Raw genomic sequence first — 15001 nt, 5'->3', positions numbered from 1 at the left:
GGGATTCCTTATGACAAACAAGCAAGCACCGCAGAAGCAGGGCGCGGCCATGAAGCCGTTCCTGAAGCTGCTGCACGAAACCAAGCCATCTTATCTGCTGCTGGCGCTGGCCCTTGGCCTCAGCATCATTTCGACCCTGGTCGGTCTGGTCATTCCCATGTTCACGAAGAATCTGGTGGACGGCTTCTCGCTGGCTTCTGTCAGCAAGCTGCAGATTGCCGGTATCGCCGGAGCGTTCATTGCGCAGACCGTGGCTGGCGGAGTCTCGATCTATCTTCTGAATGCCGTCGGGCAAAAAGTTGTGGCCGGGCTTCGTGACAGGCTGTGGCGCAAATTCCTGGTGCTGCCCGTCTCCTATTACAATGAGAACCGGACAGGCGAGAGCGTCAGCCGGATGACTAATGATACAGGAATTCTCAAGACACTGATCTCGGAGCATCTGGCCAGTCTGTTCACCGGCCTCATCTCCATTGTCGGCTCTGTCCTGGTGCTGTTCTATCTGAACTGGAAAATGACGCTGGTGCTGTTCACGGTGCTCCCGCTGTCGGCGCTCATTCTGGTGCCGCTGGGACGGCAGATGTACAAGATCTCTAAAGGCACGCAGGACGAGACGGCCTCCTTCACCGCTGTGCTCAGCGGCGTATTGTCCGAGATTCGGCTGGTGAAATCCTCAGGCGCGGAGCAGAAGGAGTATGAAGCCGGGCGGAAAGGGATTATGAACCTGCTGGGCTTCGGGATTCGTGAGGGTAAGATCAGCGCCCTGATCAGCCCGCTGATCTCCTTCGTCTTCATGATGCTGCTGGTAGTTATTATCGGCTATGGCGGGATGCTGGTATCCTCGGGGGCGCTCACTGCCGGTGAACTGGTCGCCTTCATTCTGTATCTGATCCAGATTATTATGCCGCTGACGCAGCTGACGCAATTCTTCACCCAGCTCCAGAAGGCCAAGGGAGCCTCTGAGCGGATTATTGAGACCCTTGCCGCAGAGGAAGAGGTGTATGACGGCGTGGAAGAGGCTGAAGGCACAGAGGGACCGATCGCAGTGGAGGATCTCAGCTTCGGATACAAGACGGGCGAGAAGGTGCTCAGCAAGGTAAGCTTCACTATGCAGCCGGGGCAGGTGACTGCCATTGTCGGTCCGAGCGGAGGCGGCAAAACCACCCTGTTCTCGCTGCTGGAACGGTTCTATGAACCGCATAGCGGAGTCATCCGGCTGGACGGCAAACCGGCATCGATGTTCTCCCTCAAATCCTGGCGGAAGAGAATCGGTTATGTCTCACAGGAAAGTCCGCTACTGGCCGGTACTATTGCAGAGAATCTTGGATACGGGCTGGACCGCGAGATCAGCAAGGAGGAGCTGAAGCGGGCGGCGGCCATGGCCTACGCTGACGGCTTCATTGAAGAGCTCCCGGACGGGTACAACACGGATGTCGGTGAACGCGGGGTGAAGCTGTCCGGCGGACAGCGGCAGCGGATTGCCATCGCCAGAGCACTGCTGCGCGATCCGAAGATCCTCATGCTCGATGAGGCGACCTCAAGCCTCGACAGCCAGTCGGAGGCCGTGGTGCAGAAGGCGCTGGGCAATCTGATGCAGGGCCGGACTACGATTGTGATTGCTCACAGATTAGCTACGGTGGTGAATGCGGACCAGATTATTTTCATGGAGAAAGGCCGGATTACCGGCAAGGGCACGCATGAGGAGCTGCTGAGGGACCATGAGCTGTACCGTGAATTCGCCGAGCAGCAGCTGCAGATGAACACACCTGAGCTTCTGAGCCAAGGGATAGAGGAGGGTTCGACAGATTATGGTCAAAATACTGGTGGTGGACGACGATCCGCATATCCGCGAATTGGTGGGAGTGTTCCTGAGAGCTGAAGGGATGGCCGAGGTGCTGAGCGCCTCTGACGGGCTGGAGGCCTTGCGGCTGCTCGAAGAGACTGCGGCGGATATGGCGATCATTGATATTATGATGCCGAATATGGACGGCTGGGAGCTGTGCCGGGAGCTGCGTAAGCAGTATGATTTTCCGATTCTAATGCTGACGGCCAAAGGGGAGACCTCGCAGATTGTCAAAGGCTTCGAGCTGGGTACAGACGACTATCTGGTCAAGCCGTTCGAGCCGCCGGTGCTGATCGCCAGGGTCAAGGCCCTGCTGAAGCGTTACCAGATTGCGGCCGCCCAGAGTGTTACCGTTGGCAGTCTGCGGATGAACCGCGTCACCTATGAGGTGCTGTCCGAGCATGGCGGGTTCACGCTGCCGCTGAAGGAATTCGAGCTGCTCTTCAAGCTGGCCAGTTACCGGGGGCAGACGCTGACCCGTGACCGGCTGATTGAAGAGATCTGGGGCTACGATTACGAAGGCAATGAGCGGACGCTGGATGTCCATGTAGGCCGTCTGCGCGAGCGGTTTCCGCAGGAGAAGTTCGGATTCTCCATCCGTACGATCCGGGGGCTTGGCTACCGGCTGGAGGGATAAGCATGAAGCGCAGAGTCATGAAGATATGGGAGAAAATCAGTATAGTTGGACCTATAGCCGGAATGTTGACCATGTTCTTTATCTCCTGGAACGGAAGCTATTTCGGCTCAAGGCTGCTGGTCCATTATTTTCACTGGTCCTTCTCCGAATACGGGTATCACCTGTTTGTTATGGCGATGCAGATTATCATCTTTTTCGTCTGCGGGGCGATGATTGCCTTTGCTACACGCGGCAAGGATCAGAACTTCTATAGGCCGATCCTTACAGCCATGCGGCAGATCTCTCAAGGCAACTTCAAGATTGAACTGGAGAACAGCGGCCAGTACCGGCAGTTCGGAGGGATTGTGGAAGGGATCAACGAAATGGCGAGTGAGCTGAGCCGGATGGAGCTGATGCGGCAGGACTTCATCGCCAGCGTATCCCATGAGATCCAGTCGCCGCTGACCTCGATCCGCGGGTTCGCTGCCGCGCTGCAAGAGGAGAACCTCAGTCCGGAGATACGCAAGCATTACCTGGATATTATAGAAGCGGAGAGCCGCCGCCTGTCCGGCCTGAGCGACAATCTGCTGAAGCTGTCCGTGCTGGATGCGGAGAGCTTCCCGTTCGAGCGGAAGCCTTATAGGCTGGATAAGCAAGTACAGGCGATGATCCTGGCCGCAGAGCCGCAGTGGCTTGGCAAGGAGATTGAGGTGGAGGCCGAGCTTCAGGAGACCACCGTGACCGCGGTGCAGGATCTGCTGAGCCAGGTATGGACCAACCTGCTGCATAACAGTATCAAATTCACTCCGCAGGGTGGAAGGATCACTGTCACTATGCGCAATACGAGGGAGTGGGCGGAAGTGGAGGTCAGGGACAGCGGGATCGGCATGACCGAAGAGGAGCTGACCCGGATATTCGAACGGTTCTATAAGGCGGATAAGTCCAGAAGCGTCAATAGCGGCAGCGGCAGCGGGCTGGGACTCCCGCTCGTGAAGAAGATCGTGGAGCTCCACGAAGGCAGCGTACACGTAACAAGCCGCCCCGGAGAGGGGACGGCGTTCATCGTGCGGCTGCCGCAGCAGGGCGGATGAGCCTGCGGTAAAAGGTAATGATCAGATTGCTGACCAAGCCCCAGTGTTCACCGGACAGGCGAGTGATTACGCAGGCGATGTCCTCCGGTTCCCCCGGGCCCCGAACAACATAGCCCCGAACCCATGACAGCCAGAGGATGTTGTCAGGGTTCGGGGCTATTTGCGCATTGGCTTGAGATAGGGCTGCGTTGTCTCCCATCAGGGTTCCCGCCGGATCATCTCTGCCAGCAGGGGGATGCCGCGCTCCAGTTCTGCCGCAGAGGCATAGGCGTAGGACAGTCTGAGATGCCTCCCGTCGCTGCGGTCATACAGATCGCCAGTATTCAGCAGCAGTCCGGCACGCAGCGCTGCGGTGAACAGCTTACGCGGGGGGACAGTCTGGTGGAGAGAAAGCCAGATATAGAATCCTCCTGCCGGTATATTCCAGCTTGCCAGTCCGGTGCAATGGAGCTGCAGCAGCTCAAGCATGTGGTCGCGGCGCACGCGTAGTCTGCCCCGCAGCACATGCACGTGCTCCTCATGATAGCCGCCCGTAAGCCAGCTGGCGGCCGCCAGCTGAGATAGGGAGCTTGCGCCGTAATCACTCTGCATCTTGATGTCGGCCAGCCGCCGGACGACCGGCTCTGGTCCGGCAATCCAGCCGATGCGCAGACCGGGGCTGGCGGCCTTGGACAGAGTACCCAGATGCAGGACCCGTCCCTCATGGTCCAGTGCCTTCAGCGGCGGTGGTGGCGGAGCGTCCAGCCATAATTCCTGATAGGCCCCATCCTCCAGAATGGGCAGCCCAAGTCTGCCTGTGACCTCCATCAGCTCCCGGCGGCGCTCGGCATCCATCAGGATTCCCGTAGGGTTATGAAAGGAAGGAATGCTGTAGAGCATCGCCGCCTTACTGCGCACCGCCTCTGCTGTAAGCTGCTCCGGGATCAGACCACGCCCGTCCATAGGCAGGCCGCTGAATTTCACCCCGGCAGATTGGAAGGCGTGAATCGAATACAAATAGGACGGCTTCTCCAGCAGAATAGACGAGCCGCGCGGCAGCAGCCCGAGGGCAATGAGCTGAAGCCCCTGAAGGGCACCGGAAGTAATCAGGATGGAGGCAGGGTCAGCGGTAATGCCGCTCCGTGCCAGTAACCGGCTGACCGCCGCCCGCATCGCCGGACTACCGAGCGGCTCCTCATAGGAGAGCGGAGGAAGAACGCGCTGCGCGAGTCCGCTCAGCACCTCGTTCATCGCTGCTCCGGGCAGCAGCTCAGGCGCTGGCTCACCTGTGCCAAGGCGGATCAGGCCCGGCTCATATTCGAGCCGGTTAATGTCCTGAATGGTGGGCAGGTTGGGATAATGAATTCCCTCCTCCACATAGTCGTTCCAGTTGCCATGGGCTGAACGCTCCGGTCCGGCCGGAACTGCTGCGTCCGCCGTATCTGAATGTGTATGGCCGATAGGCGGCCGCCCGCCTGTAACTATCGTTCCGCCGCCGCGTCTGCCTTCAATCAGGCCCAGGGCGGTAAGCTGGCCCAGCGCTGTAACCACCGTGCTGCGGTTCACGCCGAGCTGGCGGCACAGCACCCGCTGCGGGGCCAGCCGCATGCCGGGCGGCCAGGCCCCGGTAGTGATCTTGGTCAGGAAGTAGCCGGTGATCTGACCATGCAGCGGCAGCGGAGAAGCCGGGTCCGGCTTCCAGTTCTCCGGCAGGCTGGGGACTGTCCTCTCTTGTTCCGCTTCAGGATCTTCAGGCCGGGAAGCCTCCGAATGTATGGATTGGCCAGGCGTGCTTAAGTCTGTTGTTGTATGGTTGGGCCGTTGAGGATGTGTCAAGGGCAGCCTCCTTCCGGACGGATTATTGTACAAAAGCGAAAAACCGAACACATTCTCCCCCTCACAGCCACTATTGGCTAGCATTATCGTTCATTCCTTTTTTTCTCTTTCATTTGTCGTTCGCTCTTTCTTCCAGTCTATCATGATTCCTCCTCTTTCATTCGTCTTGGGTGGTATGTGCCGCAGAACTTGGATGGTTACGGCAGCTGCTATGGCAGGGTACGATCAGTAGGCTATTACCGGAGGTAGCCTGAGAGGCTCGTTTATCTGGAAGCACTACTAGCAAGATATAAGGGGGAAAAGAAATGGTGCAGGCCATTCTACATGGAATGATCCTGGCCTTCGGGCTGATTCTGCCGCTGGGCGTACAGAACATATTCGTCTTCAATCAAGGGGCGCAGCATCCCAGATTCCGCAGTGTGCTGCCTGTCGTACTGACGGCAGCGGTATGCGACACACTGCTTATCGCTGCCGCAGTCGGCGGAGTCTCCTTGGTCATTTTATCGCTGCGCTGGGTCACGCCTGTTATATATGGGGCAGGCATTCTGTTTCTGACTTTCATGGGCTGGAGAATCTGGCGCTCTACTCCGGCGAAGGATGAGTCGGGCCGACTCTCGGCGAAGGGACAGATCCTTTATGCGCTGTCTGTGTCCCTCCTGAACCCGCATGCCCTTCTGGATACGGTGGGCGTGATCGGGATCAGCTCACTGCAATACGAAGGGGCGGTACGCTGGACCTTCGCGGCTGCCACAGTGACCGTCTCCTGGTTCTGGTTCCTGGGTCTTGCTGCAGCGGGCCGCCAGCTCGGCAGACTGGATGCTTCCGGCAAGGTCATGAAGGGGCTGAATACCGTTTCCGCCCTGTTGATCTGGGGGATCGCCGTTTATATGGGAGTTCAGCTGTGGGGGCTGTTGTATGGCTAAAGAGATTTCCCACAATCCTGCTGAATGATATGAGACTTGCTTAGCCTCATTTAACTGACTGTTTTAGTTTGTACTTAATTTACTCAATAAATCTGTTAATTCTTTAGAACTGCGATCTTTTAATTTCAACATTTTTTCGCTATTACTATCTTTAATCAAGAATCCACTTTTGGATTTAAAATCTAAATAAAGGCTGGATTTCACAACTTCGCTATCCGCGTAAGTAACATTCATTCGATATGTGGGGGGACCCACATCAACAGCCCCGCGTACTTTTTTCACCGTTCTTATAGCATCGTCGAATATTCGAATGCTTTCAATATCAGTGTAAGTAATTTCCGTTGTTTCGGAAATAAGACTGACGCTAACAATCTCAGGATGTGGTCTGACTAAAACATATATTAAAACAAACAATATTATCAATGAAATTGAAATGATGCTTATTTTTCTCATAAACTCTCCCCTTATCGTAAGGTTCGGCCAGCCCGTTGCCAAACTGTTTCGAATTCTTCACACTTTCGCGATATAGTTGTTTTATTTGACTCTATTCTATTGAATTTTCAAATTCGATCCCCTACTATTACAGATATAAACATAAAGTTCTAAATAATGGAATGCGGGAGGTGGTGTTGCTTTGAAGCCTGCAGTCATGATTCGAGACCAGCTTGCAGATTATTTAACCCGGCATGAGATGTCTATTAATCACTTCGCCATAAGCTCCGGTATCAATTCCGGGACACTGAGCCGGATTATTAATGGTCATCAGCCTATTGCCATGAGCCATCTGGAGTTAATCACTGCAGGAATGGGGCTTAGCGAGGATTTTTTTTACAGCTTGTATGTGGAGGAATGTTTCTATTATTCGGCACCGACCTGGCGGCGGCTTCGCCCGTTCATTGTGAAGTGTGCGGAACTGGGGCGTACCGATTGTATCGAGCGTCTGGTGGAGAACCTGCTGGATAATCTGACTTATGTACCCATGCTGTTTGAAGTGGCGGAAGGCTTGTTCCAGCAGGGCCACTGGCCGGCGGCTGCACTGCTCTATGAGAATGTAAGCGCCAGCGAGAAATATCAGTATTCCGAACGGTTGGCCACCTGCCAATACCGCCTGTTCCAGATTGCACTGGGTGATGACCAGAGCACGAACCTGCGCGCAGCCACCCTGTTTGAGAGCTACATCCCGCGCCTGAACGAGGCGGATCAGCTGGATGGGTTGAAGCATTTGATGCATGTCTACTATTCATTACAATTGTGGAATAAAGTAAATGAGCTTGCTCTTGAACTACTACGAATTGCAACAATTCAATATGATCTTTATTGTAACCCGAAATATAAAGGAGCAGTGAATAGCGGTGAAAGACCTCTTTGCTTTTATATATTGTATGCTCATCTAATGCGTTCAAATGCATACGAAGAATGTGGGGATTACAAAGCGGCACTTGAAATTGTACCTTTATATACCGACGTAAATTGGATACATGAAGAAAATGAGGAAACGAAGAGGACTGTGGCGCAATTTCAGGAATGGGGCAAGGCCAATACTTATTTATATCGCTTACTGGATGGCCAAGTAGAGGCATTAACTGATTATGTTGATTATATATCCACGCAACAAGGAGAAATTTTCACAGCTTTATATTATATCGTCAAATCCGCAAACCTATATAACTGGAATATAGACTATATTTTAGAACGTTTCTCTGATTATACGCCGTACAGGTTACAACTCACAGAATTCGGAGTGTACAATCATCAGATTAAAGCGGATCAGCATGCCAGATTTCTTGTTGAACTGGGAGTCTATTATTTGAGGAATAAGCGAAGTGAAGGCATTAGATATATACTGCAAAGTTTGGAATCATCATCTAAAATTAATAATGAGAGTATCATCTTCAAATGTGTTGATCTCTTCGAGCAGAACAGGCATATTGCCGGGGAAGATGAGCAGAGACAATATAAAATCTTAATAAAAGGGGTGCGGGATACAAATGAAAAGAAAACTCCTATTATTGCTAGCAACGGTTAGTTTTATTATATTTATTACTATTCCTGAACCACATATGATGGACAAATCTTTACAACAACAAAGCATTCAAACAATGGGGCACGGCCCAGGTGGCGGCTGAATAAGCGGCTACAGTTATAACAGTATCATTGTAGGCGTCTTCTGCTAATGCAGGGGCGTCTTTTTTATGGACAACTTCTACCTTGTCAGAGCTTTGTCAATATATTCACTTTAACAGATAATGCAATCAGTCCATTATTTTGTAGTTTTACATAAATATCTATAATGTTGCATAAGGAGGCGGGATTCCCATGCATAGTCCAGCAATCGTTAGAATTCGTATAGAGCAAGCTAGGAGTAAGCTTTATACATTACATATTCAATATGGCGGTTTCAATCACCCAGAGGTCTTGCGGCAATCCGTAGTACTGGATGAGCTGCTCAATGCCTACGATAATGTCTATCGGATGAACAAGCGTCCACCTGCGTAAACATTGATCTTGAAAATAACAGGAAATTTAAATATAAGATCCAACGGATACGTGTTTAAAAGAGGTGGTAGATGCTGTGGAGCATACAGTCAAAATTCGAGACGAGATAGCGGCGTATCTTACAAAACATAAACTGTCTATTAATCAGTTTGCAATTGCCAGCGGAATTCATTCCGGCACACTCAGCCGGGTCATGAAAGGCCAGCAGGCCTTGGCGATGAATCACCTGACCCGCGTGACCAACGGGATGGGGCTGCCGGAGGACTACTTTTACAGTCAGTATGTGGATGAATGTTTATACGATTCGACGCCGACCTGGCGGCGCTTACGGCCGTTCCTGCTGCAATGCGCGGCGTTATCGCGTCTGGATTGTATTGAGCGGGTGGCGCAGAATTTACTGGATAATCTGCTGTATGCACCGCTGCTGTTCGAGGTTGCGGAGGAGTTATTTGAGCAGAAAAACTGGCAGGCCGCAGCATTAATCTACGAAAATGTGGGAGCCAGCGAGAAATATCAGCATTCCGAACGCCTGGCACTCTGTCAATATCGGCTCTTCCTGATTAATCTTGGCGATGATCCACAGGAAAATCTAATCGCTGCTACTTTATTAGAGAATTATGTCGATAAGCTGGATGAAGTCAATCAGCTGGATGCGCTGAAGCAGTTGGCGGATATCTACCTCGCGCTTCAGAAATGGGACAAGGTATCTGAGGTTGTAGAAGAAATGCTCCGAGTGGCTTCCATCCATTATGACCTTCATGGTGAATCAGGCCGTAGGCATAGAGATCATAAGTTATATAAAAGGCCGCTATATACTTATATATTACATGCTCAGCTTATGAGGTCGTCTACTTATGAAGAGATGGGGGACTATACATCCGCATTGGATATGGTACCACTCTATATGGATCACAGCTGGATACGGGAAGATGACGAAGAAGCAAGGCGTATTAAGGCTCAATATATAGAATGGGGAACGGCTAATACGTACCTTTACCGCTTAATGGACGGGCAGATTGAGGTGCTGGAAGAATATATAGAGTATATTTCAACCCGTGAGAACGAGATTTTTATGGCGCTGTTCAAGATCGTTCAGTTGGCTAATCAGTATAAGTGGGACGTTGATCATGTGATACAGAGATTTGCGGACTACATTCCTTACCGGAAGGTTTATAGTATCTTTGGTGAGCACAACAAGTTCATTCATGAAAAAAACTACACCCAATTCTGCAGCGAGTTGGCGACCTACTATCTATCCCGCAAGCGATACAAAGGCGACGATGTGATCATGCAAAGCGTAGACTTATCCGCCAAATTAGACAGCGAGCAGCAAGTGATCCGGGGGACCATATCCGTGGATTTCGAGATTGCGATTTCGGATATTCCGAAGTCGGGTTGAAGCACATATTAGACATTCCTTACACAACGGCTGAGAATCCTTCTGGAATCTCGGCCGTTGGACGTTAGGCATATACATTAATCTGTTTCCTTTTTGTCCTGACGAATAGCTGTTTTTGACGTACTTTGATGAAACGTTTTGACAAGCAGATTCATTGTCTTATCAAGTTGAGCCAAGCGTTTCTCTAATCCATCCATTTGTTGATTGAATTTAACCAGTACCGTCTGAAGAAGAATTAGAGAAAGTGCAATCGGGAATCCAACATTTCCTATTAGCTGGACAACAGCCTGTAGATCCATAAGAAAAAACCTCCTTTCGTTATTTTTATTATAATACATAACGAAACGTAACGCTATATTTTGAGGAGGTATATTTTGTGGTAATATGGCATATCAAATAAGCTATAATAAAAATAAGTTAAAATATATGCTCGAATTCAAGTGAGATTAGTATTCAAAGAGGAATAAATATTGTGAGGGGTTACGAATCGCTATATAATATTCATAGATGATAAGGAGGGGAAATATGAAGTATAGTATCAACTTATTTGGCTTGATGGTTGATTGTAATATTAAAATTAGTGGTGAGAATCTTGGTATAGAAATACCGGAGGAAAATCAAAAGGCTTTAAAAAACTATCTGGTACGTGTGTTGCCCAAGTATGGAAGAGAGGCTTCAAATGATTCATCCTTAGATTCTTTAGTAAAACTTGCCTTGGATGCTGAAAAAACATTAGATGGCCGTATGGTAGAACCTAAGCTAAAGTTACCCTATGAATTCCAGCCTGAAATCAAGGAGAAACTAATTGAAGCAGCGGCATTACAAGAAATATCAGCAACTCAATTATTAATTCGTATTATTGAGAATAAATACCAAGAAATTATGGGATGACAGGAGTGATCGACCAATGGCATACGGAAATAAGGTGAAATTTCATTATGACGTACCTGTTTATATAAAGTCGCAATTAGCTGCAGCCGCAAAAAAACTTAATATGACAGCAACCGAACTATTATCTAAAACTATTGAAGAAGAATATGAACGTGTAATAAAGGAAAAAGAGGCTAAATAAAATTAGCCTCTTTAACGTATTGATACATTTTATGGATTTGGTCAATAGTGAATTGTTGATAGGAGTAATCTGGACTAATTAGGTCATACGAAAAGACATGTAAGACAGAATAGTTTTCTGATCTATTATCTTCTATGAGGTAGACATAAAAGTTAGGAATTTCTTTTGTTACATGACAATGAAATTGAGAGGTTGTACTTGCTTCGATGATCTCCATAATATGTTGCTTTACATATGAAGAGACACTGGTTAATTGATTTTCCTTGAATAACATATGATAAGAGCCCCCTTTTAAGTGAATGCCGTTTCCTATACTTGGTTTGTTCATTATACCAAACGTTTGTTCGCATGTTAAGGGTTAAATTTCCACAGGAGTATATCTTTTACGTGCTTCAGGCCTGATATGTTTCGATTTTTCAGGTTACAATATTGATGTTTTTTGTTGCTTTATAATTTCAAGGGATGAAGTAGATAAATGCAACAAAAAGCGGCAGTCCATGAAATCGGACTGTCGCTTTTTGTTGAGTTTGTATACGCTTAGCTATGGCAGGGGAATAGGTTGAATTATTTCTCCATAGACTGCTTTTGTCTTATTATCCTTAATTTCAATTACAGTAGAGACTGCGCCGTTCTCATATATATAGCGAGTGGCATCATTAGCGGCGAAAATGTAAGTGTAAGTTAAATTTTTATCACTTTCTGCTTGGCGATCAGAATTAAATGAATATTGAATGGGTAAAGAAATAGCTGCTATACGAGCTTCTTGTATATTACTTGATGTAAGCTTAGTCGAATCAACTGTGTAATCCTTGCTCGTTACAAATAGTATGCCGCGAGTCCCCTCATAGTAGACACTGTGGCCAAAGGCTTCACTAACAAAACGTGCTGCCACCATCATGCGTCCGTTGTAGTTGTTGGCTACACTATCCATTTTTACTGGCTATAGATAGTCCTTGAGTCATCTTAAAAGTGTCTTTTGTAGAATTGGTAATTGTTGCAGTATGAGATTGGGAATCCCATGAACAGCTAAGCCAAGTGAATCGAGGGTTCGGATCCTCAGAGCTCAAAGCTCATCACCCTATATTAGAATAATGAGCTTAAACCAAATAAATTATATACCAAAGCTTGTTCCTGGAAATAACGTATAACGATCTAAATATTTTGTGGATTTCGGTACAACTTTTACAGATTTAATCTTATTATTCTCAAATGTGAAATCCCATTTTTCTACTTTTACTTTATAGTCATCTTCTGCAGTGACTCGTTGAACGATTCGAACAGTAAGTCCATTTGTGGATTGTCCAATAACTCTCATATCAACAATACTACCCAGATTGTAGTTTCCTACAGGAAAAGATTGTACATCATAAATATCAGTTATGAAATTTGGAGCCACTAACTTAAGGACCTCTTCTTCCATTCTCTCGTCATAAGACATTATCCACTTAAGTGCTAAATTACGTTTTGAAACATATGTTACACTACCTGTTTCTGTTTTGAAATTAGGATCAGAATCTACGTATACATTTTTCGCCTTATTATCCCATTGAATATTGACTCCTAGGCCTTCTGATATAGCACGAAGAGGAACAAAAACAGAACCATTAATAATTTTAGGCTGTACACTTGTTTGTACTTGATTACCATTAACAAAAATTTTAGGAACCGTAGTTGCAGCATAAGCGCCTGCACTGAACACGGAAGTGAAAAGAACAGCAGATACACATATTTTTTTCCAATTTCTCATCGTTATTCCCTCCAAAATTGTTATTCATGTATTTAGACGTATATTATCCACTCTATGTTACTATTAAACCAAAAAATTCTTTGAAATGGAATTTATTATTATTCTCCACAGTAAAGAGCCGACTCCTTGAAAGGAATCGGCTCTTTATTAATTAAGATTTACAAACCACGAACGAAGAAACCAATTGGTGTAGAACTACCTCCAGCAGTAGTTAGTTGTACTGGGACTGTAATAGATTGCCCAATAGCAAGCGAGAATGCGCCAACTTTTACTGCTTCACCTGCTTTTACCTTGTTAATACCATTAACTGCATTGCTACCTACCTTAATAGCTCCGGCATATAGCCCACCGCGTGGATTAAGGTAAAGATTAGCGGTTTGAGCACGTCCTGAGGTATTAGTAATTGTAATGTTTACATTATAAATCCCTCCATAAGAACCAGGGTTAGGGTATACTGTATCATTGCTTGAGTATTCAGGAAAAACTGCTGGAGTACCGAGGATGCCTACGCTATTTGAAACGTTACTACTGCCAAGCGACAATGTGAAATTATCACCTTGAACATCAGCGTAATTCCAAGTACCTCTAGGGTGAGTAAGAACAGTTCCGATAACGGGACCTTGGTGAGTATTTAATACTTGAGCAGCATTTTTGGCTGCCACAGTACGGATCTTTGCGACCATAAGATTGGCACTAGTAAGAGTAAACTCCATTATAACTCCTCTTACTTCGTTTTTTTCGAGAGTAAATTCTTTTACTGTTCGAACACCATTAGTTGGAACACTAATATCTGCAGTTCCTGAGGTTAGCGTTTTCCCAAGAAGTGCTTTAGCTAAACATTGTCCAGCGTTTGTAAGAATATCACCGCCATTAGTGGTGACTGCAGTTTCAAACTTGATTTCACTTACGGTTATCGGAGAACCAGCGCTCCCCACTGTCAAACCATATTTAATCTGATTGCCTGTTTCATTATGGTGCCACATAAATACTCGATACTTTACCTTCAAAGTTGCAGGTACTTGGTCTTCCCACAGTGTGATCATAGAGGCATTGGTAAAGTAATTAGAAATCAACGGTTCAGGATTGTCACACACATACAATCTTGTTCCAGAAATCGGTGTATACCCAAAAGATGTTGAATACTCCGCTGGAGCAGACATTGTAACTGCACCTAAATTAACTTGTGAACATGGCATAATAAAATTCCTCCTAATGTATCGTAACGTCATGTTACGCATTATAGTTGCACGAACAGAATCTATTACAATAAAGACAACGGTTCTCTTCAATCTCCGGATAATTGCAGTGAATTTGTCTATTAACAATAGTAGCGCTGTTCGTATTCATATTATATTATATTGCGTTTCGTTACGCAATACTTTTTTTATTTACTAGAAGAAATGACAGGACAGATCATTGAATCTGTGAGAGCACAACAGTGCGTCCTTGTGGCGGCTTTCAAAACGAATCACGATAGAAATAACCAACTATAGCGGATTTTAGAGTAAAATAAAAGTCAATTATTTCATAGAAGTCAAACTGATAAACCAGCTTATATTCATGATTTTGTAAGTGTGTTAATTTCCAAGTGAAGGGACAAAAAAGGACGCCATTTCGGGTAATGGTAAGTACAACCAAACCAAACCGAAATGAGGCGACCTCATGAATAAACTTACCCCATTCTTGGCAGTGTTCAAACAAGTATTAACGCCAGAAGAAGTCCAAAGGGTGACTGGGGAAACCGAGGACTATGAGGATACAGGAACCAAAATGACCGTCGGTGTGTTGTTCGATTACTTTGTCCAAGCTTGTTACCACCAATGGGTCGGCTTCCGTCAAAGTGCCCGCGTGGGCTCGAACTACGATCTGCCCAAGGTTTATTACTCCACCCTTTCTGACAAAGCCGGTGAAGTCCCTTACGATATCTTCAAACATCTGTTTCAAATGCTCGTCTAGAAATGTAACCGGCAAACCCGGCGGGACCTGAATCTGCCTAAAGATC

General features: G+C 47.4%; 16 protein-coding genes. 10 read left to right on the top strand and 6 right to left on the bottom strand.

The genetic code is table 11. The features are described from left to right. Positions 1-10: 10 nt before the first annotated feature. The 3 genes from MKX51_RS29090 to MKX51_RS29080 are packed head-to-tail and all read left to right on the top strand — an operon-like array spanning position 11 to position 3547. Positions 11-1876: an ABC transporter ATP-binding protein gene (locus MKX51_RS29090; protein ID WP_340994768.1), complete on the top strand. Its 1866-nt coding sequence runs from the start codon at positions 11-13 to the stop codon at positions 1874-1876. Beyond that, positions 1806-2477, top strand: a complete 672-nt coding sequence (locus MKX51_RS29085) for a response regulator transcription factor (RefSeq protein ID WP_340994767.1) — start codon at positions 1806-1808, stop codon at positions 2475-2477. The genes MKX51_RS29090 and MKX51_RS29085 overlap by 71 nt, the downstream gene beginning before the upstream one ends. 2 nt (positions 2478-2479) lie before the next feature. Next, positions 2480-3547, top strand: a complete 1068-nt coding sequence (locus MKX51_RS29080; protein WP_340946491.1) for a sensor histidine kinase — start codon at positions 2480-2482, stop codon at positions 3545-3547. 198 nt (positions 3548-3745) lie between these two features. Here MKX51_RS29080 and MKX51_RS29075 read toward each other — a convergent pair whose 3' ends face one another. Then, entirely contained in the window at positions 3746-5362 is a 1617-nt protein-coding gene (locus MKX51_RS29075; RefSeq protein WP_340994766.1) for an aminotransferase-like domain-containing protein, read from the bottom strand. 305 nt (positions 5363-5667) lie between these two features. Here MKX51_RS29075 and MKX51_RS29070 point away from each other — a divergent pair, with 305 nt between their 5' ends. Beyond that, entirely contained in the window at positions 5668-6285 is a 618-nt protein-coding gene (locus MKX51_RS29070; protein WP_340994765.1) for a LysE/ArgO family amino acid transporter, read from the top strand. A gap of 63 nt (positions 6286-6348) precedes the next feature. Here MKX51_RS29070 and MKX51_RS29065 read toward each other — a convergent pair whose 3' ends face one another. Next, positions 6349-6738 carry a hypothetical protein gene (locus MKX51_RS29065; RefSeq protein ID WP_340994764.1) on the bottom strand — a complete coding sequence of 130 codons (390 nt, stop codon included), beginning with the start codon at positions 6736-6738 and terminating at the stop codon, positions 6349-6351. 181 nt (positions 6739-6919) lie between these two features. Between MKX51_RS29065 and MKX51_RS29060 the strand changes: the two genes are divergently transcribed. The 3 genes from MKX51_RS29060 (at position 6920) to MKX51_RS29050 (ending at position 10180) form a co-directional block, all read left to right on the top strand. Further along, positions 6920-8311, top strand: a complete 1392-nt coding sequence (locus MKX51_RS29060) for a helix-turn-helix domain-containing protein (RefSeq protein ID WP_340994763.1) — start codon at positions 6920-6922, stop codon at positions 8309-8311. A gap of 290 nt (positions 8312-8601) precedes the next feature. Continuing rightward, positions 8602-8781, top strand: coding sequence for an aspartyl-phosphate phosphatase Spo0E family protein (locus tag MKX51_RS29055; protein ID WP_340994761.1), 180 nt, complete (start codon positions 8602-8604; stop codon positions 8779-8781). Positions 8782-8857: 76 nt separating this feature from the next. After that, positions 8858-10180: a helix-turn-helix transcriptional regulator gene (locus tag MKX51_RS29050; RefSeq protein WP_340994760.1), complete on the top strand. Its 1323-nt coding sequence runs from the start codon at positions 8858-8860 to the stop codon at positions 10178-10180. A gap of 77 nt (positions 10181-10257) precedes the next feature. Here the strand turns inward: MKX51_RS29050 and MKX51_RS29045 are convergent, their stop codons facing one another. Continuing rightward, a complete protein-coding gene (locus MKX51_RS29045) occupies positions 10258-10479 on the bottom strand; it encodes a hypothetical protein (RefSeq protein WP_340994759.1) in 222 nt (73 codons plus the stop codon). A 226-nt stretch (positions 10480-10705) separates the two neighbouring features. Between MKX51_RS29045 and MKX51_RS29040 the strand changes: the two genes are divergently transcribed. Both MKX51_RS29040 and MKX51_RS29035 read left to right on the top strand, forming a co-directional pair. Then, entirely contained in the window at positions 10706-11071 is a 366-nt protein-coding gene (locus MKX51_RS29040; protein ID WP_340994758.1) for a hypothetical protein, read from the top strand. Between the two features lie 16 nt (positions 11072-11087). Further along, entirely contained in the window at positions 11088-11252 is a 165-nt protein-coding gene (locus MKX51_RS29035; RefSeq protein ID WP_340994757.1) for a hypothetical protein, read from the top strand. A gap of 541 nt (positions 11253-11793) precedes the next feature. On the opposite strand, the gene MKX51_RS29030 is transcribed toward MKX51_RS29035, so the two are convergent. The 3 genes from MKX51_RS29030 to MKX51_RS29020 form a co-directional block, all read right to left on the bottom strand. Continuing rightward, positions 11794-12183, bottom strand: a complete 390-nt coding sequence (locus tag MKX51_RS29030; RefSeq protein WP_340994756.1) for a hypothetical protein — start codon at positions 12181-12183, stop codon at positions 11794-11796. A 180-nt stretch (positions 12184-12363) separates the two neighbouring features. Then, positions 12364-12999, bottom strand: a complete 636-nt coding sequence (locus MKX51_RS29025) for a copper amine oxidase N-terminal domain-containing protein (protein WP_340994755.1) — start codon at positions 12997-12999, stop codon at positions 12364-12366. A 158-nt stretch (positions 13000-13157) separates the two neighbouring features. Continuing rightward, the gene (locus tag MKX51_RS29020) at positions 13158-14195 is read right to left on the bottom strand and encodes a hypothetical protein (RefSeq protein ID WP_340994754.1); all 1038 of its coding nucleotides are present in this window, start codon (positions 14193-14195) and stop codon (positions 13158-13160) included. A 466-nt stretch (positions 14196-14661) separates the two neighbouring features. Here MKX51_RS29020 and MKX51_RS29015 point away from each other — a divergent pair, with 466 nt between their 5' ends. After that, a complete protein-coding gene (locus MKX51_RS29015) occupies positions 14662-14955 on the top strand; it encodes a hypothetical protein (protein ID WP_340994753.1) in 294 nt (97 codons plus the stop codon). Positions 14956-15001 lie beyond the last annotated feature (46 nt).

Origin of the sequence: Paenibacillus sp. FSL M7-0420, from assembly GCF_038002345.1 — a bacterium.
Classification (GTDB): Bacteria; Bacillota; Bacilli; order Paenibacillales; family Paenibacillaceae; genus Paenibacillus_AQ.
This window is presented reverse-complemented; position numbering and strand designations above follow the sequence as displayed.

Coding starts and splice junctions, on each gene's coding strand:
- MKX51_RS29055 (WP_340994761.1), top strand. CDS start 8,602: ATGCATAGTCCAGCAATCGTTAGAATTCGTATAGAGCAAGCTAGGAGT.
- MKX51_RS29045 (WP_340994759.1), bottom strand. CDS start 10,479: ATGGATCTACAGGCTGTTGTCCAGCTAATAGGAAATGTTGGATTCCCG.
- MKX51_RS29035 (WP_340994757.1), top strand. CDS start 11,088: ATGGCATACGGAAATAAGGTGAAATTTCATTATGACGTACCTGTTTAT.
- MKX51_RS29085 (WP_340994767.1), top strand. CDS start 1,806: ATGGTCAAAATACTGGTGGTGGACGACGATCCGCATATCCGCGAATTG.
- MKX51_RS29065 (WP_340994764.1), bottom strand. CDS start 6,738: ATGAGAAAAATAAGCATCATTTCAATTTCATTGATAATATTGTTTGTT.
- MKX51_RS29030 (WP_340994756.1), bottom strand. CDS start 12,183: ATGGATAGTGTAGCCAACAACTACAACGGACGCATGATGGTGGCAGCA.
- MKX51_RS29070 (WP_340994765.1), top strand. CDS start 5,668: ATGGTGCAGGCCATTCTACATGGAATGATCCTGGCCTTCGGGCTGATT.
- MKX51_RS29080 (WP_340946491.1), top strand. CDS start 2,480: ATGAAGCGCAGAGTCATGAAGATATGGGAGAAAATCAGTATAGTTGGA.
- MKX51_RS29015 (WP_340994753.1), top strand. CDS start 14,662: ATGAATAAACTTACCCCATTCTTGGCAGTGTTCAAACAAGTATTAACG.
- MKX51_RS29040 (WP_340994758.1), top strand. CDS start 10,706: ATGAAGTATAGTATCAACTTATTTGGCTTGATGGTTGATTGTAATATT.
- MKX51_RS29090 (WP_340994768.1), top strand. CDS start 11: ATGACAAACAAGCAAGCACCGCAGAAGCAGGGCGCGGCCATGAAGCCG.
- MKX51_RS29025 (WP_340994755.1), bottom strand. CDS start 12,999: ATGAGAAATTGGAAAAAAATATGTGTATCTGCTGTTCTTTTCACTTCC.
- MKX51_RS29020 (WP_340994754.1), bottom strand. CDS start 14,195: ATGCCATGTTCACAAGTTAATTTAGGTGCAGTTACAATGTCTGCTCCA.